A 24935-nucleotide genomic window follows, 5' to 3' on the forward strand; every position below is an offset into this window, starting at 1 on the left:
TTGGGGTGGGGGCGCGGGTCGAGTTCGAGGGCCGCACCTGGCAGGTGAGCGGTCTCGTCGACGGGCGGGTGTATCTGGCCGCCGATGACGGGGCCACGGGGTGTGTGCTGGCCGCCGCTCTGGTGACCGCCTCCGGCTTCAGGGTCGTCGGGCGGGCCGAGCCACGGTTTCCGGCGGCCGAGGAGTGGGCGGCGCTGCCGGCGGCGGCCCGCGAGCGGGCTCTGGCGTGGCAGCGGCACATCCGCGAGATCGAGACCGGGCTGCCCGGCGGGCCCGGCAGTACCGGGGTGCCCAGGCAGGGGTACGACCCGCAGCGGTTCACGCTCGCCGAGCGCGAGCACGCCAAAGCGGCAGAGTTGGCCGCGCTGGGCTGGACGAGGGTCAGCAGGGCGACCGTGCAGCGGATGCGGCTGGCCTACCGCCGCCAGGGGCTGCTCGCTCTGGTGGACCGGCGGTCCCTGCGCCGCCGGTCGGGCACGGGGCGCGCCGACGAGCGGGTGGTGGCCGCCGTTTTGGAGGCGTTGCGCCTGTGTCGTGGCCGTAAGGCGACCACGGTGAGGCAGATCATCGAGCTGGCGGAACAGATCGTGGCGGACCGGCACGGTCCGGGGCGGGTGAAGCTGCCCGCGAGGGCGTCGCTGTACCGGCTGGTAAAGGCCCTGTCGGATCCGGCCGAGCCGCCGGGCAGCCCGGCGCGGACCGCCACCGGCCGGGACCGGGTGGGCGGTGCGCCGCCTGCGTTGCGGCCTGCGGAGCGGGTCCATGTCGCCACCGCTGCCCTGGGTGTGCCGGTGGTGGGCGAGGACGGCCGTGCGGTGGCGGTGTCGGTGACCGCGGCGGTGGACGGGGCCACGGGCTGCGTGCTGGCCGCCGTGGTGCACAGCCGGCAGGCGGTACCGGTGCAGTTGCCGGTGCTGCTGGCCGAGATGGCCGTGCCCCGCGTCGTGCGGCCCGGCTGGCGGGAGATGCTGCGCACAGCGCACGAGTCGCTTCCGGGGCGGCTGATGAGTGTGGAGGCGCGCCTGGAGGCGGCGGCGGTGCGGCCGGTGGCCGTCCCCGAGACGCTGGTCTTCGACCCGGCGACAGCCGCCGCCGGGTCCTGGTTGCTCAGCGTGTGCGAAAGCCTCGGTGTCAGCCTGGAAGCCGTCTCGGCGCGGCAGGAGGGCCGGGCGGTTGCGGAAACCGTCCGGGTGCTCGCCGGGCTGTTCACCCGGCATGCCGCCGCAGTGGCCGCCGCCGCCCGGCCGGCCGGGCCCGGCGATGACGGCTCGGGGCAGCCGCCGCAGAGCGTGCTGAGCATGCTGCACCTGCAGGATGTGCTGGATGAGTGGATCACCGCCGTGTGGCATACCCGCCCCCAGGAGGCGTTGCGGCACCCGCTGATGCCCCGGGCGGTGCTGAGCCCGCAGGAGATGTGGCAGGTGTTGCTGGGTGCCGCCGGAGTGGTGCCGCTGCCGCTGGGGGCCCGGCACTTCGCCGAGCTGCTGCCCGCGGGGCGGCATGCGGTCACCGAGGCGGGCATCCGGCTGGGGCGGCGCCGCTACGACGCCACCTGTCTGGATGAGCACCGTGGGCGGTCCTGCCCCACCACGGACGACGGCCGGTGGGAGGTGCACCACCACCCCTACGACGTGCGGCAGGTGCACATCCGGCTGCCCGACGGAGAGCTGCACCCGCTGGCCTGGACGGACAGCGCCCACAGCCTGCGGCCCTTCGACGCCACCGTGCACCAGCGCACCGCGCAGACGGTCACCGCCCGCACCCGCCGGCCCGCAAACCAGCCGACGTCACCGGGCGAGGGCTCCGGCACAGCCGAGCAGCGCGCAGAGACCGAAGCGGCCACGCAGGCCTGGTCCTTGACGGAGGGCCCGGGCGTGGCGGAGGGGTCCGTGCAGGGACGCCGGGCGAGCGAAAAGGGGCCGGGCTGGTCGGTGTGGGACGCGCAGGCGGAGGCCGGGCAGTGGTGAGCGCGCCCGCCCGCCCGGGCCGCCCCGTGGCCGCCGCCGACGGCAGCAGGCACGTGAAGCTGGGCGCGTATGTGACTTTCCAGAGCCGGCCCTGGCAGGTGGTCGCCCTGATGGGGGCGTCGGTGACGCTGGTCGACGAGCAGGGGCAGACCGCGTCGATGCTGGCCTCGTTCCTCTTCGCCGACCCCACGTTCACCGTGGCGGGCTCCCCGGCCGCCGCCGTGCCGCCGTGGGGGCTGCTGGAGACGGTGCCCGAGCGGGAGCGAGAGCGGGCCCTGGCCTGGCAGCGGCACATCCGCGAGATCGAGACCGGCCTGCCCGACGGCCCGGCAAGCAGCGGGATGCCGCGGCCCGAGTACGACCCGATGAAGCGGTCGATGGCCGAGCGGGAGCAGGCCAAGGCGGAAGAACTCGCCCGGCTGGGCTGGCCGCAGGTCAGCCGGGCCACCGTGCGCCGCATGCGCGCCCGCTACCACGCCCAGGGCCTCATGGGGCTGATCCCCCGGCGCAGGCCGGCCCGTGCGACGGGGCGGACCGATGAGCGGGTGGTGGCCGCCGTGCTGGAGGCGCTGCGCCGCCAGCGCGGCCGTTCCAAGGGCACGCTGAAGGGGCTGCGACAGCTGACCGGGCAGATCCTGGCCGACACCCACGGGCCGGGCGCCGTAGCGCTGCCTGCGCCGTCGACGTTCAACCGGCTGGTGCGGGTACTGGCCGACCCGCTGGAGCATCCCGGCCGCCCCGCCCGCACCGCCACCACCGTCCCGGTGCGGCCGTTCACGCCGACGGTGGCGCTGCGGCCGGGCGAACTGGTGCAGGTCGACACCACCCTCCTGGATGTGATGGCCGTGGGCGAGGACGGCCGTCCGGTACGCCCGGAGCTGACCATCGCCCTGGACGTGGCGACACGGTCGGTGGTGGCGGCCGTGCTGCGCGAGGAGAGCACCCAGGCCGTCGACGCGGCCCTGCTGCTGGCGGAGATGGCCGTGCCCCACCCAGCGCGGCCCGGCTGGCCCGGCCAGCTGCGCCTGGCCCACGCCGCCGTCCCCTACGACCGGCTGCTCGCCCTTGATGCGCGCCTGGAGCAGGCAGCGGCGCGGCCGGTGGTGGTGCCCGAGACGATCGTCATCGACCGCGGGCGGGTGTTCGTCTCCGCCGCGTTCCTGGCCGCCTGCGAGACCCTGGGGGTGAGCGTGCAGCCCGCCCCGCCGCGCTCGCCGGCCGCCAAGGGCGCCGTCGAGCGGACGTTCGGAAGTATCAACACCCTTTTCGCGCAGCACGTCGCCGGTTACACCGGCTCCCACATTCTCGAGCGCGGCCACGCCGTGGAGGACGAAGCGCACTTCACCGTGGCTCAGCTGCAGGAGCTGCTGGATGAGTGGGTCACCGCGTGCTGGCAGCACCGCCCCCACGACGGGCTGCGCCACCCGGTCCTGCCGAAGAAGGCACTGGCCCCCAACGAGATGTGGACCGCGCTGCTGGGCAGCTGCGGGTACGTGCCGCTGCCGCTGACCGGCGCCGACTACCTGGAACTGCTGCCCGTGCGCTTCCATCCCGTCACCGGCCGCGGCATCCGCATCAACTACCGCACCTACGACCACGCCGTCCTCAACGAGCACCGCGGCCGCTCCTGCCCCACCCATCCCGGGGGCAAGTGGGAAGTCCACCTCAACCCGCACGACGTGCGGCAGGTCTACATCCGCCTGCCCGACGGGCACCTGCACGAGATCCCCTGGATCCACCGCGACCACGTCCACGCCCCGATGAGCGAGACCGCCTGGCGCCACATCCGCACCGCCCTTCACCGGCGCGCAGACCGCGAGCGGCACGAGGCCGACCTGGCCGAAGCAGCCGACCAGGTCCTGCGCCGGGCCCGCCCCCAGCCTGGCCCCGGCGCACCCGCCGCAGCAGCGGCGGGCCACGCGGCAGCGACAACCACGGCAGGCCCGCAGACGGCAGACGGCGACACGCAGCCCGAGGACAGTCTCGACGCCATCGAAGCCCACATGCCTGACACTGACGGCCACCCCGACGACGGTGAGGAACTCTCCCCGCCGGTGGGCCGCTACACGCTGTATGACGCCTTCGAGGAGGCCGAACGCTGGTGACCAGCCCCCACACCCCACCCGCCGCCGAGGACGCCTCCCCCGGGACGGTCACCACGTTCGACGCGTTCGCCCGGTTCGCCCACACCGCCCCGCCCGCTCCCCCGCAGCCGGGCCAGCCGGGCCAGCCGGCACGCTCGCTCGAGGAACGCCTGGCCTACCACTCGCAGTTCGTCACCGTGCGCACCCCGGCCATCGAGAGCCTCTCGCGCAGCGTGCGCACGCTGATGATCCTCGGCCGCAGCCAGAGCGTCACCGCCCGACCGTCCCTGATCGTCACCGGGCCGGCCACCACCGGCAAGACCACCGCCCTGCTCGAGGTCGGCCGGACCTGCCACCTGGCCCACACCCGCCGCGCCGCCCCGGACGACACCAGCGTGCCCGTGGCGTATGTCCTGGTTCCGCCCGGCGCCACCGCCAAAACCCTGGCCTGCGAGTTCGCCCGCTACCTCGGCATCCCCGTCACCACCCGCATGACCACCGCGCAGATCACGACCGCCGTCTGCCACACCTACACCGTGGCCGGAGTGAAACTGGTGCTGATCGACGAGATCCACCGGCTCAACCCCCGCAGCTCCAGCGGAGCGGAGGCCGCCGACTGGCTCAAGGACCTCACCGAGCGCGTCGGCGCCACGTTCGTGTACGCGGGGATCGACGTCACCGCCAGCACGGTGTTCAGCGGGGTCCGCGGCGCGCAGCTGGCCGGACGCGCCTCACTCATCGACTGCGGGGCCCTGCCCGCCCGTGCCGGCGAGCGGGAACCGTTCCGTGAGCTCATCGCCGCCATGGAAGCGGCCCTCGACCTCCATTCCCACCGCACCGGCAGCCTGCCCAGGCTCGCCCCCTACCTGCATGAACGGACCGCCGGCCGCATCGGCAGCCTGGCCCGCCTCATCCGCCAGGCCGCCATCGAAGCCATCCTCGACGGCCAGGAACGCATCACCAAAACGCTGCTGGACTCCATCGCGCTGGACCACCTCGCCGAGGAGCACTACCGGCCCCGAACCCCGGCAAGCCGCCGTACCCGACCCAGCAGCCGGTGACCGCGCACGCATGGAGCAGCCCTGTGGTGCGGGCACGCACGATGTGGCCGTCCCAGCCCGGCGCCCTGCGGATCAGGCCCCTGCCCCGCGAGTCAGCAGCCTCCTACCTCACCCGCCTCGCCGCCACCTACCAACTGACCGCCGCCCAGCTCCTTGACGGCCTGCACATCGCCACCACCGGCACCTTCGCGGCCCCGCCCGCCACCGACATCCACCTCAGCGCCGAAGCCGCTCACCGCCTGTCCGCCTTCACCCGCATCCCGCCCGCACACCTCGCCCGCGCGCTGGCCCGTCAGCTCCCGCCCGCCTCCATCGGCACGGCCCACGCCGCCATCGCCCGCTGGCAGCCCGTCCCGCCCGCCGTGCAGCCGCTACCGGCGTGCACCGCCTGCACCATCCGCCGCAGCCCGCACCAAGCCGCCCCCGCGTGGATCCACCCAGCGCCCAGCTCACCCCGCATCATGATCTGCACCCGCCACCAGCAGGCTTCCAGCGACTCCCGGCAGCCCGCCCCGCTCGACATCCGCCCTGTCCCCGAGCTCACCCGGCCCCGCCCCACAGCCCGCCGCGCGACGACGGCCTCCCTGAGCTGGGCATCGACGATCACGACACGCTGGTATGACCACCAACAGCACCTGCACCAGCGGTGGCTCACACGCCTTGACCGCCTCACCAACGCCAACCCCCACATCCCTCCAGGCCCGGCCTCCCCAGCTCTGACCTGCCGGAGCCTGGTCATCCACCCCGAGACCCTCATCCTCGCCGCTGCCCTTGACCGCCTGCCCTCGCACCCCCTGACACGCGCGCAGCAGACCGCATTCCTCCACCGCCTGGCCGACCGCCTCCGGCTGCCCCGCCTCGCACCCGCCGACCACGACCTGCTCTGGCAACGCCTGCACGCCCGCTGAACAACCCGCTCCCACCAGCCAGGAACAGCCGCCAACTCCCCCTGCCTACAGGCGCGCCAACCACACTGCGCAAAAACCGGCATGCCACTCAGCTCACTGCGCAGAGCAACACGGCCAGCTCAACCCACGTATCGCCCATCACCAACGCCTCGGCCCGGGCGTAAGCCTCCCGTGGAATACAGACGTACCACTCAGTACAGCTGAGCAACAGCAGGTCACAACCAAGATCAATTAGCCTGCACGACAGGTACGCCACAGCATCCACCCCAGATAGAACCGACAACACCACCACTGTCAGACCCATACGGAACAATCCCGCCATGGGAGATTCCCTCGCGACACAGTTCCTGAGCGCGGACCTCGAAACGGCCTGCCCCGCCTGCGACTACCTGATGTGGGTCCGCTACTCAGAGATCGTGGCCCAGACCGCCGTGACCTGCCCCTGCTGCTACACCCACATCTGGCTGGTCGACGAGACCGGCAGCGCGCAGAACGCGGGCGACGCCGTCCAGCAGCAGATCGCACAAGCTCTGAAAGGCCTCTTCCGGTGAAGTACCAGCAGCGCCTCCAGGTCGCCGTACGCGAACGCCTGCGCAAACTCATGACCGCGCCCTACTCCAGCGCCAGCCACGAAGTCCGCCTCGCCGTCACCTGGATCAACAGCCAACCAGCCCTCAAAGGCCTCCTCGAAGAGGCGTCCCGGGCAGAGCCAGGTGTAGACCGGGAGCGATTCCGCACCGGACTGACCCGCAGCGGCCGGTTCGTCTGGCCCAGCCGAACCGAACAAGGGCGAGCCGCTCTCATCTGGGAGCTGATGCAGGACATCGCTTCCAAGGAAGCGAGCAACCCCGACGTCGGGCTGCGGACCGCGATCGGTTACAGCATGCAAAAACGCCATCAGGACAGTTGGCGAGAGTTCGCCGAGGACATCCTGCAGCCCCTGTTCGACTTCCTCAGCGAACGCGTCGGCGCCGAAAGCAGCATCCTGCACACCCTCGAGCGCTACCGCACCCGCATCGAGTGGTTCGACCGCGAAGAGCTCTACACCCGCTTCGACGCCGACCGCACCAACGGCGAAGAGGTCTACAACCTCGACCTGCAGCGCTTCCTCTTCCTCGAAGGCGACCACATCACCCACGCCAAGCCCCGCTCAGCTTCTGGCGAAGCCGACCTCATCGGCGACCTCGACGGCCGCGACCCCCTCGTCTGCGACGGCAAGATCTTCGACGGCAAGAGCCGGAGCAAGAGCTACCTCGCCAAAGGCGTGCACCAAGTCATCAAGTACGCCCATGACTATGGGCAGCACACCGCCTACCTCGTCATCTACAACATCACCGACAAGCTCCTCGAACTCCCCACTGACGGCACCCCCGGAGCTTGGCCCCCCTACACCGAAATCTCCGGCGTCCGCGTCTACTTCATCCACGTCCGCGTCCTGCCACCCACCACCACCGCCAGCAAAGCCGGCAAAGCCACCCGCGTCACCCTCACCAAGGAGAGCCTCACCAACCCGGACGCCGCCTGACGTCCGACTCAGCAGGTACAGAATCCATGCCTCAGCCATTTCGACGGGGAGCATTGTGAACAGCCGGGACCGCATCCCGTACTTCCGCTGGCAGCGCCACTTGCCGCGCCTCATACAGGACCGGAGCGCAGGCCTGATGATGGCCGCGGCGGCGGTCATCGCCCTCTCGTTCAGCGTCATCGGCGGTCTCGCTGAGCTGTCCAGCCCATCATCAGACCCGTGCCAGCGGGCCCGCGACATCGCCGATGACGCCCGCCCCGCCGACGGAAGGGTCGACTCCGGCATCGAGCGCGAGCAAGCCATCGAACCAGCAGGCGACTGGCTCGACGCCGCGACCGAATGCCGACAGCGCGGCGGTGACCCGGGCCCCGGGTTTTAGCCCGACACCACAAACGATCACCTGACGCCGCACCACACGACACCTCAAGTAGCCGCCCAGAGAAACTGCACTGCGCTCGATCAACCTGTGTACAAGCAGGTCAGACAGTCGCTGTCCTCCGCCCAACCCCACACTCCGAGCACCCCAGCCACCACAAGACCACCCAGAAAAAATGAGAAACCGCAGTGCACACGCACAACAACAGCGCAGAAAGACCGGGCGACGACAGGTCGGCGAAGACGACGGCGTCGACGGCCGGCAGGTCGACCCCTTCGCCGAGGATCTTGGCGTTGGCCAGCACGCCGCGGCGTGCGGTGGCGAAGCTGGAGAGGATGTCGGCGCGCTGGTGGGGGCTGTGGGTGCCGTCGATGGATGCAATGCTCAGGTGGTCGGCCCAGTCGGGGCGCTGGTCGTCGGGCAGGGAGCGCAGGGTGTGGCGGAGCTGGCGGGCGAAGTCGGCTGCGTCGGCGATCTGCTGGAAGTACACGAACACGTGCTTCAGGTCCTGCTCTTGCATGGCCTTGAGGATGGCCAGGTGCAGGGCTGTGGTGCGGCGCGCGGTGGGCCCGGCTTCCGGATCGGTGAGCGCGGTGCGCAGTTGGGTGTCGGTGACAGTGGGTACGACGAGTTGGTAGTCGGCCAGGACGCCGTCGTCGATGGCGTCGGCGTGGGAGTAGGTGTGCAGGCGAGGGCCGAAGATCTTCGGCTGGTCCATGGTGGCCAGCAGCGTGGGGTCGTCCCAGTGCGGGGCGGTCGCGGTCGTGCGTTTGGGGGTCGGGCCGGTGGTGGGCGGCTCGGCCAGGCGCGGTGCCTCCCACACGTAGGGGGTTGCGGTGAGGTAGAGACGGCGGTCGGCCGGGATACGGCTGTTGTCGTGCAGCGCGGTCCAGTTCTTGGTCCAGGTGCCGGCTGTTGCGTGGGCCTCGTCGACGACCAGGAGGTCGAAGACGGGTGCGGGGAAGACGGCGGAGTGCTGGGCTTCCTCGATTTTGGACAGGGAGTCGAAGGTGAGGAACACCGTCGCTCGGGGGTGGCGGGCCAGCCAGTAGGCCAGGTACTCCCCCGCGTTGGTGGAATCGGCCTGGGCTGCGGCCAGTACCGGATGAGAGGCGGCGCGCAGCGACGAGACGGTGATCATCGGCTCGCGGCGTAGGTCGGCGCGGGCGGCGGCCGCCCACTGGGCGACCAGGTCCAGGCTCGGCACTGCCACCGCCAGATGCCGCACTCCCAGTTCTTCGGCGGCACGCAGCGCGAGGAGGGTCTTGCCGGTGCCGCAGGCCGAGACGACGTGGCCGCGGGTGTGCGGGCGGCGCAGGTGCCGGACCGTGCTGGCGATGCCCTCCTGCTGGTCGGTACGCAGGGCCAGGCGGGCGGGGTGCTGGGCGTTTGCGGGGCTGGAGGGCGTCACCTGGGGGGGTCCTCGGCGTACGGCGCAGGCAGGGCAGGTAGCCATTCTGGCCCGAGGGAGTGATTCCATGCGGGTGATTCCCGCGCTTGCGGATGGATCCAGGCAGCTTCACCGGATACTGCAGCGCCGCCAGGGTCAGAAACCGCGTCAGCGTTTCTGGCCCGCCTTTGTTTCCCCTGCTGTTATCCGGCAGTGCATGAACTCCGTACAATTTGGGCCCGAACGATGCCCATGGTTTCCCGTGACCGCATACAGCCTGAAGGAGTGTGCCCGTGCCCGGCCAACGATCCATCACGGAAGCCGAGAAGCTGGCAGCGGCCAAGCTCGGCGGTAGTCGCATCCGGCATGACCAGATGGCCGTCGTCGCCAACATCTATCGCGCCGCCTCGGCGGTGCGGCAGCACCTGGAGAACTCCGTGCTGCGCGGAGTCGACCTGACCTGGACCGCCTTCGTGGTGCTCTGGGTCATCTGGATCTGGGGCGAGTCCGAGACGCGGCACGTGGCCGAAGAAGCCGGGATTTCCAAGGGCACGCTCACGGGGGTTGCCCGGACGTTGGAAGGACGAGGGCTTGTGCGGCGAGCGGACCATCCCACCGACGGCAGGCTGGTGCTGCTGAGCCTGACCGACGAAGGGCAGGAGTTGATGCAGCGCGTCTTTCCGGCGTTCAACGAGGAGGAATCCTTCGTCACCGGGCGGCTCAGCGACGCGGACTGCCGGACCGTCGCCGACGGACTGCGCCGGGTGGTGCTGCAGGTGGAGGAGAACGGCGAGAAGCGCCGTCAGGATCTGTTGGGCGGTGCCGCCCCCGCGCCACGCCGCAGCGGCCGTCGTAAGGCCTGAGCCGCGACAGTCCCGGACGGGGAGCCCGGATCGCTACAGGTCGAATTCCTCGCCTGCGAAGGTTCCTGGTATCTGGGCTGGAACCGGCGACACCTCGGTCCAGATGGTCTTGCCCGTTGGCGTGTACCGGGTTCCCCACCGCTGCGTGAGCTGCGCGACCAGGAACAGACCTCGGCCGCCCTCGTCCTCCATCGCGGCCCGCCGCAGGTGGGGCGAGGTGTGGCCGCCGTCGGAGACCTCGACGATGAGGCCACGTTCCCGGATGAGCCGTAGACACACCGGAGCGCCGCCGTAGCGGATCGCGTTGGTGACCAGTTCGCTGACGACGAGCTCGACGACGAACGACGCGGCTTCGTCGACTCCCCACGCGGCCAGCTGGTTGCAGGCCAGCGATCGCGCTCGTGCGACTTCTCCTGGGTCGGAGGCCACGTCCCACGTCGCCACCAGATTCTCGGCCAGGGCGTGGACTCGGAGCAGCAGCAGTGCGGCGTCGTCCTCGGGGGGCTGGGGCAGGAGGGTGGTGATGACCTTGTCGCATGTCTTGTCCAGTTGGCCGTCCTCGGGCCCGGCGAGTGCGGTGCAAAGAGAGCTGACTCCCGCGTAGATGTCCGTGTGACGGTTTTCGACGAGTCCGTCGGTGTAGAGGGCGAGCACGGCGCCTTCCGGCAGCTCGATGTCGGCGCATTCGAAGGGCAGGCCGCCCAGGCCGAGGGGCGGTCCGGCGGGAAGGTCCACGAGCTCGGCGTGTCCGTCGGGGGTGAGGAGCACGGGCGGCAGGTGGCCCGCGCGCGCCATGACGCAGTGCCGGGAGACGGGATCGTAGATCGCGTACAGGCAGGTGACGCCCAGTGCCTGGTCCTCGGCCTCGGCGGGCCCGGGAGGCGGGGCGCCGGTGCGTGCCACGAGGTCGTCGAGACGGGCGAGCAGTTCGTCCGGCGCGAGGTCGAGTGCCGCGAGCGCCGCGACGGTGGTGCGCACCCGGCCCATGGTGGCGGCCGCGCTCGTACCGTGTCCGGCGACGTCCCCCACCACCAGCCCGACGCGTGCCCCGGACAGGGGGATGACGTCGTACCAGTCCCCTCCGACGCCGGCGGGCCCGGCCGCGGGCAGATAGCGGTGAGCGACCTCCACACCCGGCTGCTGAGGCAGAGTGCGCGGGAGCAGATCACGCTGGAGCGTGAGCGCGGTCGCATGTTCTCGGGTGTAGCGGCGGGCGTTGTCCAGGCAGACCGCGGTGCGGGAGACGAGCTCTTCCGCGAGCTGTATCTCCTCGTGCTCGAAGGGGTCGGCATGTCGGGAGCGTGCGAAGACCACCGCGCCCAGGGTGGCGCCACGGGCTTTGAGGGGAAGGGCGAGCGCATGGGCGGCCGCGTCGGTGGCCGGCGCGTTCTCGGCCAGGCACCGCAGGCGGACGGTGTCCAGTGCGTCGTACGCGGTGTCCTCGGCCGCGGCGTGATCGGTGCGGTGAGCCACCTGGCACAGGGTGGGGCGGGTGGCGAAGTGTTGTGGTTCCTGCCCGCCCAGGACGGCTTCGACGATGTCCACGGTGACGGCGCCGGCGAACTCGGGAACCACGAGTTCCGCCAGATCCTGGGCCGTGCGCCGGATGTCCAGGGTCCTTCCGATACTGCCGCTCGCCCGGCTGAGCAAGGCGAGACGCCGGCGCGCCACATAGCGGTCGGTGATGTCGAGGCCGGCCTCACAGACTCCGATCGGTCGGCCGTGCTCGTCCCGAAGTCGGAAGTAGGAACACGACCAGACACGTTCGTGATGGGGGTCGAGGTAAGTGGAGCTGCGGTAGCGGACGTCGATCGCGGGTGCGCCGGTGCGGGCCACGCGCTGGACGATCTCTTCGATGCTCGTGGCTGTCCCGTCGTCCTCCCCCAGCACCTCGCCCTGCGGCAGGATGTCCTTCAGGAACCTGTCGGCAGCGCCCTCCAGCGGGATTCCGAACTGTTTTTCGATCGCGGTGTTGATCCAGCGCACGCGGGCGTCCGTGTCGTAGACCGCCAACTGGACGGGCGCTTCCCGGTCGAGTCCGTCAAGCATGGCCCGGCCGACGGCCTCCCGGTACGCCAGCTCGGCGTCCATGGCCGTCAGCAGCCACCCGGTCGCGCCCGCCCCCAGGGCGAGCGGGGTGAGAGACAAGGAGACGGACACCGGGCGGCCGTCACCACCGCGGACCGGTCGAGGGCCGAGCGACCATGCCTCACCACCGTCACCAGCGGCTGAGGAGACGCCGACACCCGTCTCGGCATCGGCCAGAACGGCGTCGGCGGACCGGCCGAGGACCTCTTCGGACGCCAGGCCGAACAGCACCTCGGCTTCCCCACTCCACCCGGTGAACCGCAGGTGCTGGTCCAGCACCGCGGTCGCGCCCAGGGGCGTCGGTATGGCCGGGGAAGACCTGCCGTGCGGCCGGACCGGCTGGTCACGCCCTTGGAAAATGCTCGTCATCGCCGCTCCCGAAGTGGGTGCCGGAGAGATTCGGCCCATTCAATGTACCGCCGGTCGCCCTCGGTGACGCCTGCGCGCGATGGGCCGCGAGAAGCCGGCGCAAGGCCTCGACACCCTCCTCGGTGCGCTCCGGTGCGCCGGACGTGACCTGGTGGAAGACCAGGCCGTCCAGACACGTCGGCTTCCGCAGGCCCCCTCGCGCGACGACCTTGACGGCCGCGGCCATCAAAGCTTCCCGTCCCTGACCGTATCCGGGCCGGTTGTCCCAGCCGCCGGCCCCCTCCTCGACCACCGTCTCGGTCATGCACCCACACTCCTGAGGCGGCGGAGCCGGTACAGACACCCCGGTGCGCCGTCTGCGGGTCCGGACCGACCTGCGCTGGGTCGCTCGCGTCGTTCGGTGTGGCCCGACTGGACTCCCCACCTCGCGCGTGCCACCGGCCCCAGAAAGCGCCTCCTTCACCCGAAGAACGATGCGTGGGGTCGTCACGAACCGCCCGAGTGGCCAAAAGCGGCACGCTCCGCGCCGATGGTGGTGTCCTCGCCGTGTCCGGTGTGTACGACCGTGTCGTCGGGGAGGGGGAACAGCTTGGTCCGTACAGAGTCCTCGAGCGTGGGTCGGTCGCTGTAGGACCGGCCGGTCGCGCCGGGGCCGCCCTTGAAGAGAGTGTCTCCGGTGAAGACGCAGCCGAGCTCCGGGGCGTGGAGGCAGACGGCTCCCGGAGCGTGGCCGGGGGTGTGGAGGACGGTCAGGGCCACTCCGCCCACCTCGACCGTCGCGCCGTCGGCGAGGTCGAGGTCCCAGAGATGATCGGTGTGCGTGAGCTCCCACAGCGGCTGGTCGTCGGGGTGCAGCATGATCGGCGCACCCGACCCTCCGTTCACTCGCTCCCGTAGCGCGGGCGCGACGCGGACGTGGTCGTCGTGGGCATGGGTGCACACGATCGCCTTGACCGTCCGGTCGCCCACCACGGAGAGGATGGCCTCGACGGAGTGCGGGGCGTCGATGACCACGCACTCGGTGTCATCGCCGACGACCCAGACGTTGTTCTCGACGTCGTAGGTCTTCCCGTCGAGGCTGAACTTCCCCCTGCTGACGGCATGGTCCACTCGCACCCGGCCCGTCGACGGCCGGGCCATCAGAGGACCACCACCGAGCGCAGCACGTCGCCGTGGTGCATCCGCTCGAAGGCGGCCTCCACGTCGGCGATCCCGATCTCCTCGGTCACGAACGCGTCGAGGTCAAGCCGGCCCTGTTGGTAGAGGTCGACCAGCATGGGGAAGTCCCGGCTTGGCAGGCAATCGCCGTACCAGCTCGACTTCAGTGCGCCGCCCCGGCCGAACACGTCGATGAGGGGCAGGTCGGGCAGCTTCATGTCCGGGGTGGGCACTCCGACCAGGACGAGGGTGCCGGCGAGGTCGCGGGCGTAGAACGCCTGCTTCCAGGTCTCCGGACGGCCGACGGCCTCGATCACCACGTCGGCGCCCTCCGCGCCCTCGTAGGTCTCCGCGCAGATCCGTTTGACTTCCGCCGCCACATCCACCGCCGTGGAGTCGACCGCGTGCGTGGCTCCCATGCGCTTGGCGGTCTCCAGCTTCTTCCCGTCGATGTCCACGGCGATGATCGGGCCGGCACCCGCCAGCGCCGAGGCCGCGACCGCTGCCATCCCGACGCCGCCACAGCCGATCACAGCGACCGACTTCCCGCGGGTGACGGCACCGGTGTTGATCGCCGCGCCGATGCCGGCCATCACCCCGCAGCCCAGCAGACCGACGGCGGCCGGCCGGGCCTCGGGGTCCACCTTGGTGCACTGGCCGGCGGCGACCAGCGTCTTCTCCGCGAACGCCCCGATGCCCAGCGCGGGCGACAGCTCCGTGCCGTCCTCCAGTGACATCTTCTGGGTCGCGTTGTGAGTGCTGAAGCAGTAGTGCGGGTCGCCCCGCCTGCACGCACGACACTCACCGCACACCGACCGCCAGTTGAGCACCACGAAGTCACCTGGCGCGACGCCGGTGACGCCGGGTCCGATTTCCTCCACAATCCCCGAGGCCTCATGGCCCAGCAGGAACGGAAAGCCGTCGTTGATGCCTCCCTCCCGGTAGTGCAGGTCGGTGTGGCACACCCCGCACGCCAGGATCTTCACCACCGCCTCACCGGGGCCCGGGGTCGGCACGTTGATCGTCACCACCTCCACCGGCTTCCCCTTCGTGCGGGCGACGACGGCCTTGACCTGCTGCGCCATGCTGCGTACTCCTCTACGGTCTCGTTTGGGCCAGGTGACAAGTCAGTGGAGTGTGGATTCACCAACCGTACGAAGTCAAGACGATGGAGACGGAAATTGTACGGTCCGTTCGAGTTTCACGTTCGGTCAGGTGTGCGGACGATGCGGCGACGCACCTGTCGGTCAGCGACGGCCGACCTGCGTCGCCTGCTGGACGGCTCGTCGCGCGGTATCGATCAACGGCCCAGACACATCACGAAGGTCGCGGTCGGTGGCCTGGGTGCATTCGTCGACGCGGTCCATCCAGTCCGCACTCCCGCGCGAGACAGATCAGTTGATCGACTGCCGGCCTATGCGTGCGTACACCGCAGGACGAACCGATCGGTACACCAGTGCCAGGACGATTCCTGCGAGGAAGACGCCCCAGATGACGAACTGAAGCGTGATGGCAGTGCCGCGGTCGCCGCCCGTCAGGAGCACGAAGTTGCTCAGCGAGAGGTAGAGGGCCACACCCAGGCCCAGGCACGCCAGGGCCGGAGCGACAAGCGTGTGCCAGTACGTCGAGTCGTTGATCTCGCTACGTGCCTTGCGGAAGAAGACCAGGACGGCAACGCCGGTCAGGAACATCAGCACCAGAAGGGGGAAGCCGCCCGCTCCCGCCAGCCATGCGTAGGAGGAGGCCGGGTCACTGCGGGAGAACAGCAGCACGCCGGCACCGAGGATGGCGCTGAGGACCAGTGAGCTGACGTACGGCGACCCGTGGCGTGGGTGCACTCGCCCGAGCACGGCCGGCAGGGCCCCGTCGGCACCCAGCAGGTATCCGTACCGCGCGATGATGTTCTGGCACGAGACCACTGCGGCGAAGGCGGAGGTCACCACCAGCATGGACACCGCGTCCCGGGCCCACGTGCCGACAAAACCCTTCATGGCGTCCGTGAACATGCCCGGTGCGTTGCTGCCGGCGATGCCCGGGGCCGCCGTGGGGCCGTAGGCGATGACCAGCAGCCACGTCGTGAGGGTGTAGAAGACGCCGATGAGCGCGACCGCAAGGTACGTGGCCCGGGGTATCGTGCGCCGCGGGTCTCTCGTCTCCTCCCGGAAAATGGCGGTGGCCTCGAAACCGATGAACGTGATCACGGCAAACAGCACCGCGACTCCCACCGCTCCTCCGTTGAGGGAACTCCAGGCGAACGGGGTGAGCGTACGGCCTTCAGGACCGCCCTCCCCCGCCACGGCCACATCGAATACCAGGACGATCGCGAGTTCGAGCAGCATCACTGCGGACAGCATCCTCGCCGACAGGTCGATCCTGAAATACCCGAAGACACCGACGATCGCCACCAGGGCAAGCGAGTACAGCCACCACGGCACCTCGGGGCCGTGGAAGGTACTGACCACCAGGTCTTGGGCGACGATCCCGAAGAAGAACGTGACACCGAGCCCGATCATCAGGTACCCCAGGATGGCGAGGAAGCTCGCGGCGAGCCCCACCACCTTGCTCAGACCGGCGCTGATGTAGGCGTAGAAGGCGCCGGGGTTGGGCAGGAAGCGGCTCATGGTGGTGTAGCCGACGGAGAAGAGCAGCAGCACCGCGGTCGCGGCGGCAAAGGCCAGAGGGGCCCCCGCCCCCGCGAACCCGATGACCAGCGGCAGCACGCCCACCACACTCGCCAGCGGAGCGGCGAACGCCAGGACGGTGAAGGCGAGTTCGATCACGCCCATCCGGCCGCGGAGGCGGTTCTCGGTGCCGTCGCTCTCCCCGGAAACCCGCGCTGTGTCGGCGGCCCTCGGTTGAGTTCTCTTGCTCATGTTGGGTCCTGTCTCGCGAATCTGAAAGCTGAAGGGTTGTCGGTCAGGGGAATGGCTCGGCGGACTCAGATGGCGAGAGCGTGTACCGTGCACCCTTCGAAGACCGTGCGGACGGCTTTCGTGTCCCCGATGCCGTCGGCCAGCACCTCGTAGAGGTTGCGGCGATCGAAGACCATGAAGTCGGCGTACTTGCCCGGTTCCAGGGAGCCCGGCCCCTCGGCGCGTTCGACCGCTCGGACTCCCTCATTCGTCGGCGCGCGCAGGGCGTACACCAGGTCGACGGAGAGTTCACGTCCAGTCGGATCCGATGGTCATTACGGGCGTCGGCCTTGTGCGGTGAGGCGAACCGGTAGCCGTCGCCCAGTACGGCTCGTACTCCATAATCTGCCAGATCGCCGGCGCCAGATCGGCGGCGATGACGTTGAGCTCACGGAATCGCTCCACGTCCGCTCCGTCGATGTAGGTGCGGAGCGCGACCTCACGCGCCGGGCCGTCCGGGCCGTTGACCCGTGAAGCCTCGGCGAACACGTCCAGGGCCATCTGGATGGTTCTCTGTCCTGCGCGGCCCTGCAGCCTCGGACCGGAGCAGAGCGGGCCGCGGTTCGTCGCCCAGCGCGAGGATCTCGTCCTGTACCGCGCTTCCGCCTTCGACCAGGCCGGCGTTGGTGGTGGAGCGGCATCGGAACGTCGGCGGTACGTGTCAGGCGACAGGCCTTTTGTCGAACTGCCCGAGGTAGTTCTCAGCGAGCTCGCAGGTCCGCCGGGGGAACTCGGCCAGCCACTCCCGTGTCACCTCGATGCCAGAGTTGTTGCCGAGGAAGGCGAGAGTCAGCAGCCGCCTCAGCATCAGGAACGTCGGGATCTCCCTCTCGTCCTCGTCGGACAGGGGGCGGACCTCACGGTACGCCTGCACCCACGAGGCGATCATCTCATCGGACTGCGGGTGGTCCTCGTAGAACGTCAGGGCCGTGGCCAGGTCGTAGAGCCACCAGCCGAAGCCGGCATCGTCGAAGTCGATGAGATGGCAGACATCGCCGTCGACGAGGAGGTTGGAGCTGCGCAGATCAGCATGGACTAGTCCAAAGCGGCTTCGATCGGTTCCGAATCGGTTGAGGCGGTCGGTCACGACCTGTTCGAGACGCTCCAGCATCTGTCGTTGCCCCCTGTCGTCGACGCCCGCCTGCCAACGCCCCCAGCGGGGTTGCTTCCCGAAGGCGGCCTCGGTGTCCCAGCGGCCACGGCGGAACCAGGCGGGCCGTTTCCAGTCGACGGCATGCTGGTGCAGCTGAGCGGAGATATGCCCCAAGCGAGGCATTATCGCGGCGAGTTCACCGTCCTGCGGTTCCTTGCCGGTGACGTGTTCGAAGACGACGAGGCTGGCCATGGTTCCGGTGACGGGATCGGCGACACGGATCGCCGACTCCCCCGAGTCGCTGACGAGTGCGCTCACCACCGGCACGTCCGACTCCTTCTTCAGCGCCGCAAGCCAGGCGAGCTCAGAACACACCTCCTCGTGGGCACGCTGACCGGGCGGGCTGATGCGAACCACGACCGGCGGACGGTCGGCGGGACGGGCGCGCAACGCGACGTTCTCCGACAGCGGTAGCAGCTCGATCGGAACATCGGCGTCGATCCCGAACCGCGGTAGGGCCTCGGCGGCGATACGCAGCCCTGCAGCAATGCGGCAGTTTTCAGACGTCTCTTCCTGGCCGCTCTTGGCCATGATGGATCCTCCTGGCGGGTCTGGCACGAAGTACGCAGGATCGATGGCGGCACCCTCCCGGCGTCAACCGATGGCTGACAGCGGCCCCCGGGCCGTACCGGTGGCGAGAACAGTAGGGTGGCGGAAAGACGGGGACAATACCGAGGGCCCAATTACTTTACGAAGCGTTCAAAATTTATGGCACCGAAACCTGGCGCACCCCGTGGCGGGACCCTGGCCGGCCACCCCCGAACCCGGACCGGCTGGCCAAGTATTTACGTTGACCACTAGTTCAAAGTCTGGACGGGTCGTACAGTAATCGCCGTCAAGGTGGCGCCTCGACCGTCCGCCGCCGGTGCCGCTTCGAGACCCTCTCCCCTCTCATCAGCCACAGGTGACACAGCAGTCCTCTGTTTTCGAACACATGCGCCTAGGAGGCCTCTCATGCATGAACGAAACGATTACGACGTGATCGTCGCCGGACTCGGCCCCTGGGGAGCCGCCAGTAGCTGGCATCTCGCCAGGAGAGGACTGAAGGTGCTGGGCCTCGACCGCCACACTCCTCCGCACGGCTACGGGAGCCACGGTGGAGCGACACGGCTGGCCCGCCAGTCCAACAGCACCGGAACCGAGTACCTCCCCCTCACCCACCGCACTTTCGCCCTTTGGCGCGAACTCTCCGCCGAGGCCGGCCACGACCTGCTCGTCGAATCCGGCACCGTCTTCATCGGCAAGCCTGGCTCCGGCTGGTTCGACAGGACCCTCAAGAGCCTGGAAACTTCCGCGATCAAGCACGAGATCCTCGACGGCCCCACTACGCGATCCCGGTTCCCGGCCTTCGAGGTGGACGCCGACGAAACCGCAGTGTTCGAACCGCACGGCACCGTGGCGCTGGTCGTCGAAGGCATCGAGGCCCTACACGCTCAGGCCCGTCGCCACGGCGCCGAGCTGCGCTTCGAAACACCGGTCGAGGCATACAGCGAGGATGCCGACGGCGTGGAGGTCCGCACCCCGTCGGGCACCTACCGCGCAGACCGGCTCGTAGTGGCCGTGGGCGCCTGGTCCGGACAACTGCTCGGCCTGGACCTGCCCGTGGCCGTGGAACGCCAAGTCCTCTTCAACTTCGCCGCCCCAGAGGGCTCCCGGCCGGAAACCGCGGTCTACTTCTCGGCCCCGCCCGGTGACGACGCCGCCCCGTTCTACGGCTGCCCGGAACCAGACGGCAGCTTCAAGGTCAGCCTCCCATCGCGCGGGAACGAGATCGCCCCGGACCAGCTGAGCGACCACCAGCCCACGGAGAGCGAACTCGCCGTGGTCCGCGAGTACGTACGCAAGCGCATACCGGGAATCGACGGTGACCCCATCCATTCCACCGTCTGCATGTGGAGCGAAGTCGCTGACGGGCACTGGGTCATCGGCGCTCACCCGAAGCACCGACGGATCATCTTCGGCGCGGGCTGCATGGGGCGCGGTTTCCGGTACGCGCCCGTCGTGGGCGAAGCCCTCGCGGACCTGGCGACCGGCATCGAGAGGTCCGACATGGCGATGTTCGCTCCCGAACGGTTCCGAGCGCTCGTGTGAGGGTCCCCGGGCCGCCCCGAGTGACGCCCGCGACTCCCCCGGCAGGGCGTCGCCGCTGTGACCCTTCGGGCAGGGGAACGCCCCGCCTGTGATCGAGGCGGTTCGCCCGACCTTCACGCGGTGCGGAGCGGTACGGCTATCGTCAGGGAAACGAAAATCGGCCGAACAACCGAGCACAAAAGGATGTCTCTCGTGGCGGGCAAGACGACACCGCAGGAACGCCCCCGTCTGACGCTCCGCGAGCGGAACCGGCTGCGTACGCGCCGCGAACTCCTGGACGCGGCCTTGGAGGTCTTCGCGGAGTCCGGCTACGGGTTGGCGTCGGTGGAGAACATCGCGTCACGCGCCGGAGTGTCCAAGGCGACCCTGTACACCTACTTTCCCGAAGGGCGCGAGCAGCTTTTCCGTGAGCTGTACGAGGAGATCAACGACGAGATCATCGAGGCGGCCTCGGCGATCTATACCGCGGAGGGTGACTTCGCCTCCCGGGTGGTCGCTCTCACCGAAGTCGTGCTGGAGATCGGGCTCAGGCCACTGATCGGCCGCTTCTACTCAATCGACGACCCCGGGCTCGACCAGGCACTCGATCCGGTACGGGGGCACGCCTCCCGGGTGTGTGTCGATCTCATCTCCGCGGACCTTGCCGCTGCACAGGAGGCCGGCACCGCGAAGACGCAGGCCCCGGCGCGGGCGATAGCCGATCTCCTGGTGGGTGCCATGCGATCAGGCCTCTCCGAGGTAGGACGTTCCAGAGCCATGCCCACGGAGATCCTGCCCGCGATGCAAGCCCTGGTCAGCGGCTTGTAGGGCCTCAGACTCAGGTACCGCCCGTCAGTCAGGCGATGGTCCGTCGGTGTGACCGACCGACTTCACAGCCCGCCCTCAGCCGCCGGCGCTGTGAACAGCCGCAGGCCCCGATACCTCCTTCGTCGACGGCGGACTCCTCCCCGAAGCGGTGCAAGGTTTCCGCCGTCAGGCCGGGCTGGGACAGAATCGCTTTCCCAGTGAAACCGGGCATCGAGCCTCGGTGGCACCTGCTGCTTGATGCTTTCCTGGAGAGCACTGGTGAACCAGATGAACCGGGAGACGTCGGCGCCCGCGCCCAGCTCGGCGAAGGGCGGCAGGCCGTCGGGGTGAATGAACACCACGCGGGCCATACGGAAGCGGCCCGCGGTCAGACCTCAGCGTTTCGACGAGCCCGGCCACGGACACACCGTCTGGTCATTCAGACTTTCCGGCCGAGACAACTGCGCCCCGGTGGACGAGCATGTCGCTGTCCGCCGGGGCGCGGGCGTTACCGGTTCACAGAATCACGGTGACGACCTTCTCTTCCGTGTTCGCCAGGATGCCGCTCCAGCCGAGTTCGCGGCCGATGCCACTGGCCTTCATCCCGCCCCACGGAAGCGCGGGGTCGATCGCCGCCCAGCCGTTGATCCACACGGAACCGGCGCGGACGCGTCGCGCGAGGGTGTGCGCGAGGCTGACGTCCTTGGTCCAGATCGTGGCGGCGAGGCCGTATTCCGTCTCGTTGGCTATCCGGATCGCCTCGTCGACGTCGTCGAAGGGCATCACCGCGCCGACCGGGCCGAAGATCTCCTCGCGCGCGATCGTCGCGTCCTCGGCGACGTCCGCGAAGATGGTCGGCTCGACGAAGAAGCCGTCCCTTTGGGGACGGCCCCCGCCGGCCACGAGCCGCGCCCCCTCGGCCTTCCCCTTCTCGATATAGGCCAGGACCCGCTCACGGTGATCGCTGCTGATCAGGGCACCCATCGTGGTCTCCGGCGCCAGCGGGTCACCGAGGACCTGGCTCTTCGCGGCGTCGGCCAGCGCCTTCACCACACGGTCGTAGAGCGACCGGTGGACGAGGATGCGGGTGCCGGCGGCGCACACCTCACCCTGGTTGAAGAACAACCCCAGGGCGATGCCCTGGACCGCCGCGTCGACGTCCGCGTCCTCAAGCACGATCTGGGGGCTCTTGCCGCCCAGTTCGAGGGTGACCCGCTTGAAGGTGTCCGCGGCGACCTTCTGGATCTCCCTGCCCACCTCCGGGGAACCGGTGAAGCTGACCTTGTCGACCTCCGGATGCCGGACCAGCGCGGCGCCGGCCACGCTGCCGAGTCCGGGCACGACGTTCACGACCCCGGGCGGGAAGCCGGCCTCCTCGATCAGCTTGGCCAGATGCAGGACCGACAACGGCGCGTCCTCCGCCGGCTTGACGACGACCGTGTTGCCCGCGGCGAGGGCCGGAGCCAGCTTCCAGCCCGTGATCATCAGCGGTGTGTTCCACGGGATGATCGCCGCGATGACACCGACGGGCTCGCGCACCGTGTACGAGTGCGTCGGACGGCCCTGGTAGCCGGCCGTCGGCACCGTGACGCCCTGGACCTTGTCCGCCCAGCCCGCGAAGTGGCGGAAGGTGGCGATGGCGTTCGGTATGTCGAGAACCGCGGGCTGAACGGCGGGCTTGCCGATGTCGAGGGCCTCCAGCCGGGCCAGCTTGTCGGCGTCGCGCTCGATCAGGTCGGCGAGCCGGAGCAGGAGCCGCTGCCGCTCGGCGCCCGAGAGCGCACCCCACGAGCCGTTCAGAGCGCGGCGGGCCGCACGAACCGCGTCGTCCACGTCGGATTCGTCGGCCGCGGCAACCCGCGTGAGGAGCGTGCCGTTGGCTGGGCTCAGGTTGTCGAAGGTGCTCGACGCCGACCGCCACCTGCCATCGATGAACAGTTCGGTCTGGAAGGCGATGTCTGCGGGGATGGTGGTGCGTGCCATGTCCACTCCGTTCTCGGTGATCTGTCTGGCGGGCGGAGTCGCACCACGGCGTGCTTCGGCGGTCTCCAGGTCATCGAGGCTGGCGGCGAGCCGGTCGACCAGCAGATCGAGGTGGTCCTGACCGAAGATCATCGGCGGTCGGATCTTGAGGACGTTCTCGTGCGGCCCGATCTTGCTGATCAGCACGCCCTTGCGCCGCATGTCCTCGACGATCCACTTGGCGGGCCTGGGGTCGGGTCGACTGTCGTCATCGACGAATTCGAGGCCGAAGAAGAGTCCCTGCCCGCGGACGGTCTTCACGCGGGGGTGCCGGCCTGCGAGCTTCTCCAGCAGTTCACGGGCGTACCGGCCGATGCGCAAGGCATTCTCCTGCAGCTCCCGGTCTGCCGTCTCGTGGAGCACCGCCAGGCCCACGGTCGCCGAAACGGGGTTGCCGGCGAAGGTGTTGAAGTAGAGGTTCGCCGCGCCGAACTCGTCCAGAAGTTCCGCGGTAGTCACCACCGCGCCGAGGGGATGCCCGTTCCCCATGGGCTTGCCGAGGGTCACCAGGTCCGGCGCGAAGTCGTACAGCTCGTGCCCCCAGAAGCGGGTGCCGGGCCGTCCCAGACCGGCCTGCACCTCGTCGGCGATGACCAGCCCTCCGGCCTCCGCGACCATCGCCACCACCGACTCGACATAACCGGCCGGGGTGCGCAGCAGCCCCTCCGTCGAGAACAGCGGGTCGAAGAGAATCGCGGACACCCCCGCGCCCGTCGCCCGCAGAGAGGAGATGGCGGCCGCGGCTTCCTTCAGCGCCTCGGCCAGCACGATGTCCTCGGGCCGGGGATCGCCGTCGAGGTCGGGGATGCGCAGGGCGCGGACGTGAGCGCCCAGCTCCTCCCTGACGGGCAGTCCGGTGGTGACAGCGGCGAGACTGGACGTGTTGCCGTGGTAGCTGAAGTCCGTTACCAGGACGCCCGTGTTCCCGGTGTGCTGGCGGGCGATCCGCAGGGCCAACTCGTTCGCCTCGGACCCGCTGTTGGTGAAGAACACCTTGTCCAGCGGTCGGGTGAAGGTGGCCAGTAGCGTCTCGGCGTACTCCACGACCGGCTCGGTCAGATAGCGCGTGTGGATGTTGAGACGGGCCGCCTGGGAAGCGAGAGCCTCGACGACCCTGGGATTGCAGTGCCCTACTTGCGGAACGTTGTTGTAGGCGTCCAGGTATTCGGTCCCGTCCGCCCCCCGGAGCCACACGCCTTCTCCGGACACGAGGTGGAGCGGCTCGTCGTAGAAGGTCGGTGAGTGGGGCCCCAGCGTGGCCCTCCGGCGAGCCATCAGAGCCCGCGATGCCCATGTGCTGGCGGTCGTCATGAAGTCTCCAGTCGGCCTGGCCCCTCCTGCCTAAGGGGTGACCAGAACGATAGGTTGAATGGCCGTTTAAGGTCAATACTGATCGACCAATTTCCATACTGACCGTTCAATTTTTTCGGCGCTCCCTATCACGGAGGCGATCTCGGGGCACTGAGGCCGGCGTTACGGACGTACGGGCCCACAGAGCAGCAGTCGACCGGGACGTCGGGGTGCCGGGCGGGTCCGATCAGTTCGGCGCCGGGCCTGAGAGGCTCGCGGCCGGCCTCCATCACCTGTCGATCGGTCGGCCAGACCGTCGAAAAGTACGGCCGACAGGGCATCTGACAGCACAGCCACAGGCAGCCCGCCCTCCGGTCGCTACCACTCGACCAGGCAGTTGACGGTACCGAACAGCAGTCGACTCACCAGGTGCGGTTCGATGTCGTCACGTACGCCCATTACCTTCTTCGTAGAGCCCGGTTCCTGGGCCCCGCGCTCGACGCCGCTGTTGCCGCGGACGCGCGGCAGCAACGTCACGTATGGCAGCTCGGCGGCGAGTACTTCGACGCCGTGTCGCGCGACGTGCCGCAGACGGGCGATCGCGGTCGTGTCCTCCACGGATCCTCGTCCAGTACGGCAATGAGGGAGTCCATCGCACGGCCGACCGCGAGGCCGAGGCGTTCCTCCTTGCCCGCCACGTGGTGGTAGATGCTCGACTTGCCCAGGCCGAGGCGGCGTGCCAGCTCTTCCATGCTGGTGCCGTCGTGACCGCGCTCGTTGAAGACGACGACCGCGACTTCCAACAGGGGGTCGCGGTCGTAAGAAGGCCGCTCCCGGGGCCGAACGGGCTGTTCTGCGGGCCTGTTGTTCACGCGGTCCTTGTTGCAAGGAA

General features: G+C 69.5%; 20 protein-coding genes and 1 pseudogene. 10 read left to right on the top strand and 11 right to left on the bottom strand.

Annotated elements, in window-relative coordinates:
- The first annotated feature begins 5 nt into the window (after window positions 1-5).
- The 7 genes from ACIBTS_RS24705 (at window position 6) to ACIBTS_RS24735 (ending at window position 7924) form a co-directional block, all read left to right on the top strand.
- Window positions 6-1967 (top strand): transposase, encoded by a 1962-nt coding sequence (locus ACIBTS_RS24705; RefSeq protein ID WP_399322186.1) that lies wholly within the window; start codon window positions 6-8, stop codon window positions 1965-1967.
- Window positions 1961-4072, top strand: coding sequence for a helix-turn-helix domain-containing protein (locus ACIBTS_RS24710; RefSeq protein ID WP_399322188.1), 2112 nt, complete (start codon window positions 1961-1963; stop codon window positions 4070-4072). Before ACIBTS_RS24705 ends, ACIBTS_RS24710 begins: the two co-directional genes overlap by 7 nt.
- The gene (locus tag ACIBTS_RS24715) at window positions 4069-5112 is read left to right on the top strand and encodes a TniB family NTP-binding protein (RefSeq protein WP_399322190.1); all 1044 of its coding nucleotides are present in this window, start codon (window positions 4069-4071) and stop codon (window positions 5110-5112) included. Before ACIBTS_RS24710 ends, ACIBTS_RS24715 begins: the two co-directional genes overlap by 4 nt.
- Window positions 5109-6020 (top strand): TniQ family protein, encoded by a 912-nt coding sequence (locus tag ACIBTS_RS24720; RefSeq protein WP_399322192.1) that lies wholly within the window; start codon window positions 5109-5111, stop codon window positions 6018-6020. The genes ACIBTS_RS24715 and ACIBTS_RS24720 overlap by 4 nt, the downstream gene beginning before the upstream one ends.
- Before the next feature lie 320 nt (window positions 6021-6340).
- The gene (locus ACIBTS_RS24725; protein ID WP_399322193.1) at window positions 6341-6571 is read left to right on the top strand and encodes a hypothetical protein; all 231 of its coding nucleotides are present in this window, start codon (window positions 6341-6343) and stop codon (window positions 6569-6571) included.
- Window positions 6568-7545 (top strand): hypothetical protein, encoded by a 978-nt coding sequence (locus ACIBTS_RS24730; RefSeq protein WP_399322194.1) that lies wholly within the window; start codon window positions 6568-6570, stop codon window positions 7543-7545. The genes ACIBTS_RS24725 and ACIBTS_RS24730 overlap by 4 nt, the downstream gene beginning before the upstream one ends.
- Window positions 7546-7600: 55 nt before the next feature.
- Complete coding sequence (locus tag ACIBTS_RS24735) at window positions 7601-7924, top strand: hypothetical protein (RefSeq protein WP_142270619.1); 324 nt, start codon at window positions 7601-7603, stop codon at window positions 7922-7924.
- Window positions 7925-8024: 100 nt separating this feature from the next.
- On the opposite strand, the gene ACIBTS_RS24740 is transcribed toward ACIBTS_RS24735, so the two are convergent.
- Entirely contained in the window at window positions 8025-9332 is a 1308-nt protein-coding gene (locus ACIBTS_RS24740; protein ID WP_399322196.1) for a DEAD/DEAH box helicase family protein, read from the bottom strand.
- A gap of 272 nt (window positions 9333-9604) precedes the next feature.
- On the opposite strand from ACIBTS_RS24740, the gene ACIBTS_RS24745 reads away from it, so the two are divergent.
- Complete coding sequence (locus ACIBTS_RS24745; protein ID WP_399322197.1) at window positions 9605-10174, top strand: MarR family winged helix-turn-helix transcriptional regulator; 570 nt, start codon at window positions 9605-9607, stop codon at window positions 10172-10174.
- Window positions 10175-10207: 33 nt separating this feature from the next.
- Here ACIBTS_RS24745 and ACIBTS_RS24750 read toward each other — a convergent pair whose 3' ends face one another.
- The 8 genes from ACIBTS_RS24750 to ACIBTS_RS24785 all read right to left on the bottom strand — a co-directional run bounded on the left by ACIBTS_RS24750 (window position 10208) and on the right by ACIBTS_RS24785 (window position 18385).
- Window positions 10208-12631 carry a SpoIIE family protein phosphatase gene (locus ACIBTS_RS24750; RefSeq protein WP_399322199.1) on the bottom strand — a complete coding sequence of 808 codons (2424 nt, stop codon included), beginning with the start codon at window positions 12629-12631 and terminating at the stop codon, window positions 10208-10210.
- Window positions 12606-12935 carry a hypothetical protein gene (locus ACIBTS_RS24755; RefSeq protein WP_399322200.1) on the bottom strand — a complete coding sequence of 110 codons (330 nt, stop codon included), beginning with the start codon at window positions 12933-12935 and terminating at the stop codon, window positions 12606-12608. Before ACIBTS_RS24755 ends, ACIBTS_RS24750 begins: the two co-directional genes overlap by 26 nt.
- A gap of 182 nt (window positions 12936-13117) precedes the next feature.
- Window positions 13118-13771 (bottom strand): MBL fold metallo-hydrolase, encoded by a 654-nt coding sequence (locus ACIBTS_RS24760; protein WP_399322202.1) that lies wholly within the window; start codon window positions 13769-13771, stop codon window positions 13118-13120.
- On the bottom strand, window positions 13771-14874 hold the full coding sequence (locus tag ACIBTS_RS24765) for an S-(hydroxymethyl)mycothiol dehydrogenase (protein ID WP_399322204.1): 1104 nt from the start codon (window positions 14872-14874) through the stop codon (window positions 13771-13773). The genes ACIBTS_RS24760 and ACIBTS_RS24765 overlap by 1 nt, the downstream gene beginning before the upstream one ends.
- A 309-nt stretch (window positions 14875-15183) precedes the next feature.
- A complete protein-coding gene (locus tag ACIBTS_RS24770) occupies window positions 15184-16662 on the bottom strand; it encodes an APC family permease (RefSeq protein WP_399322206.1) in 1479 nt (492 codons plus the stop codon).
- A gap of 65 nt (window positions 16663-16727) precedes the next feature.
- Entirely contained in the window at window positions 16728-16934 is a 207-nt protein-coding gene (locus ACIBTS_RS24775) for a hypothetical protein (protein WP_399322207.1), read from the bottom strand.
- A 16-nt stretch (window positions 16935-16950) separates the two neighbouring features.
- On the bottom strand, window positions 16951-17202 hold the full coding sequence (locus ACIBTS_RS24780; RefSeq protein ID WP_399322209.1) for a hypothetical protein: 252 nt from the start codon (window positions 17200-17202) through the stop codon (window positions 16951-16953).
- A 160-nt stretch (window positions 17203-17362) separates the two neighbouring features.
- Window positions 17363-18385: a phosphotransferase enzyme family protein gene (locus tag ACIBTS_RS24785; RefSeq protein WP_399322211.1), complete on the bottom strand. Its 1023-nt coding sequence runs from the start codon at window positions 18383-18385 to the stop codon at window positions 17363-17365.
- A 423-nt stretch (window positions 18386-18808) separates the two neighbouring features.
- Here ACIBTS_RS24785 and solA point away from each other — a divergent pair, with 423 nt between their 5' ends.
- Window positions 18809-19945, top strand: a complete 1137-nt coding sequence (gene solA, locus ACIBTS_RS24790; protein ID WP_399322212.1) for an N-methyl-L-tryptophan oxidase — start codon at window positions 18809-18811, stop codon at window positions 19943-19945.
- 192 nt (window positions 19946-20137) lie between these two features.
- Window positions 20138-20752, top strand: a complete 615-nt coding sequence (locus ACIBTS_RS24795) for a TetR/AcrR family transcriptional regulator (RefSeq protein ID WP_399322214.1) — start codon at window positions 20138-20140, stop codon at window positions 20750-20752.
- Between the two features lie 495 nt (window positions 20753-21247).
- Here the strand turns inward: ACIBTS_RS24795 and styD are convergent, their stop codons facing one another.
- The gene (styD, locus tag ACIBTS_RS24800; protein ID WP_399322216.1) at window positions 21248-24064 is read right to left on the bottom strand and encodes a phenylacetaldehyde dehydrogenase StyD; all 2817 of its coding nucleotides are present in this window, start codon (window positions 24062-24064) and stop codon (window positions 21248-21250) included.
- A gap of 279 nt (window positions 24065-24343) precedes the next feature.
- Window positions 24344-24915: pseudogene (locus ACIBTS_RS24805) on the bottom strand (TetR/AcrR family transcriptional regulator); the annotation flags it as partial.
- Between the last annotated feature and the right edge of the window lie 20 nt (window positions 24916-24935).

This window comes from Streptomyces sp. NPDC050121 (genome assembly GCF_044460385.1).
Taxonomy (GTDB): Bacteria; Actinomycetota; Actinomycetes; order Streptomycetales; family Streptomycetaceae; genus Streptomyces; species Streptomyces soliscabiei.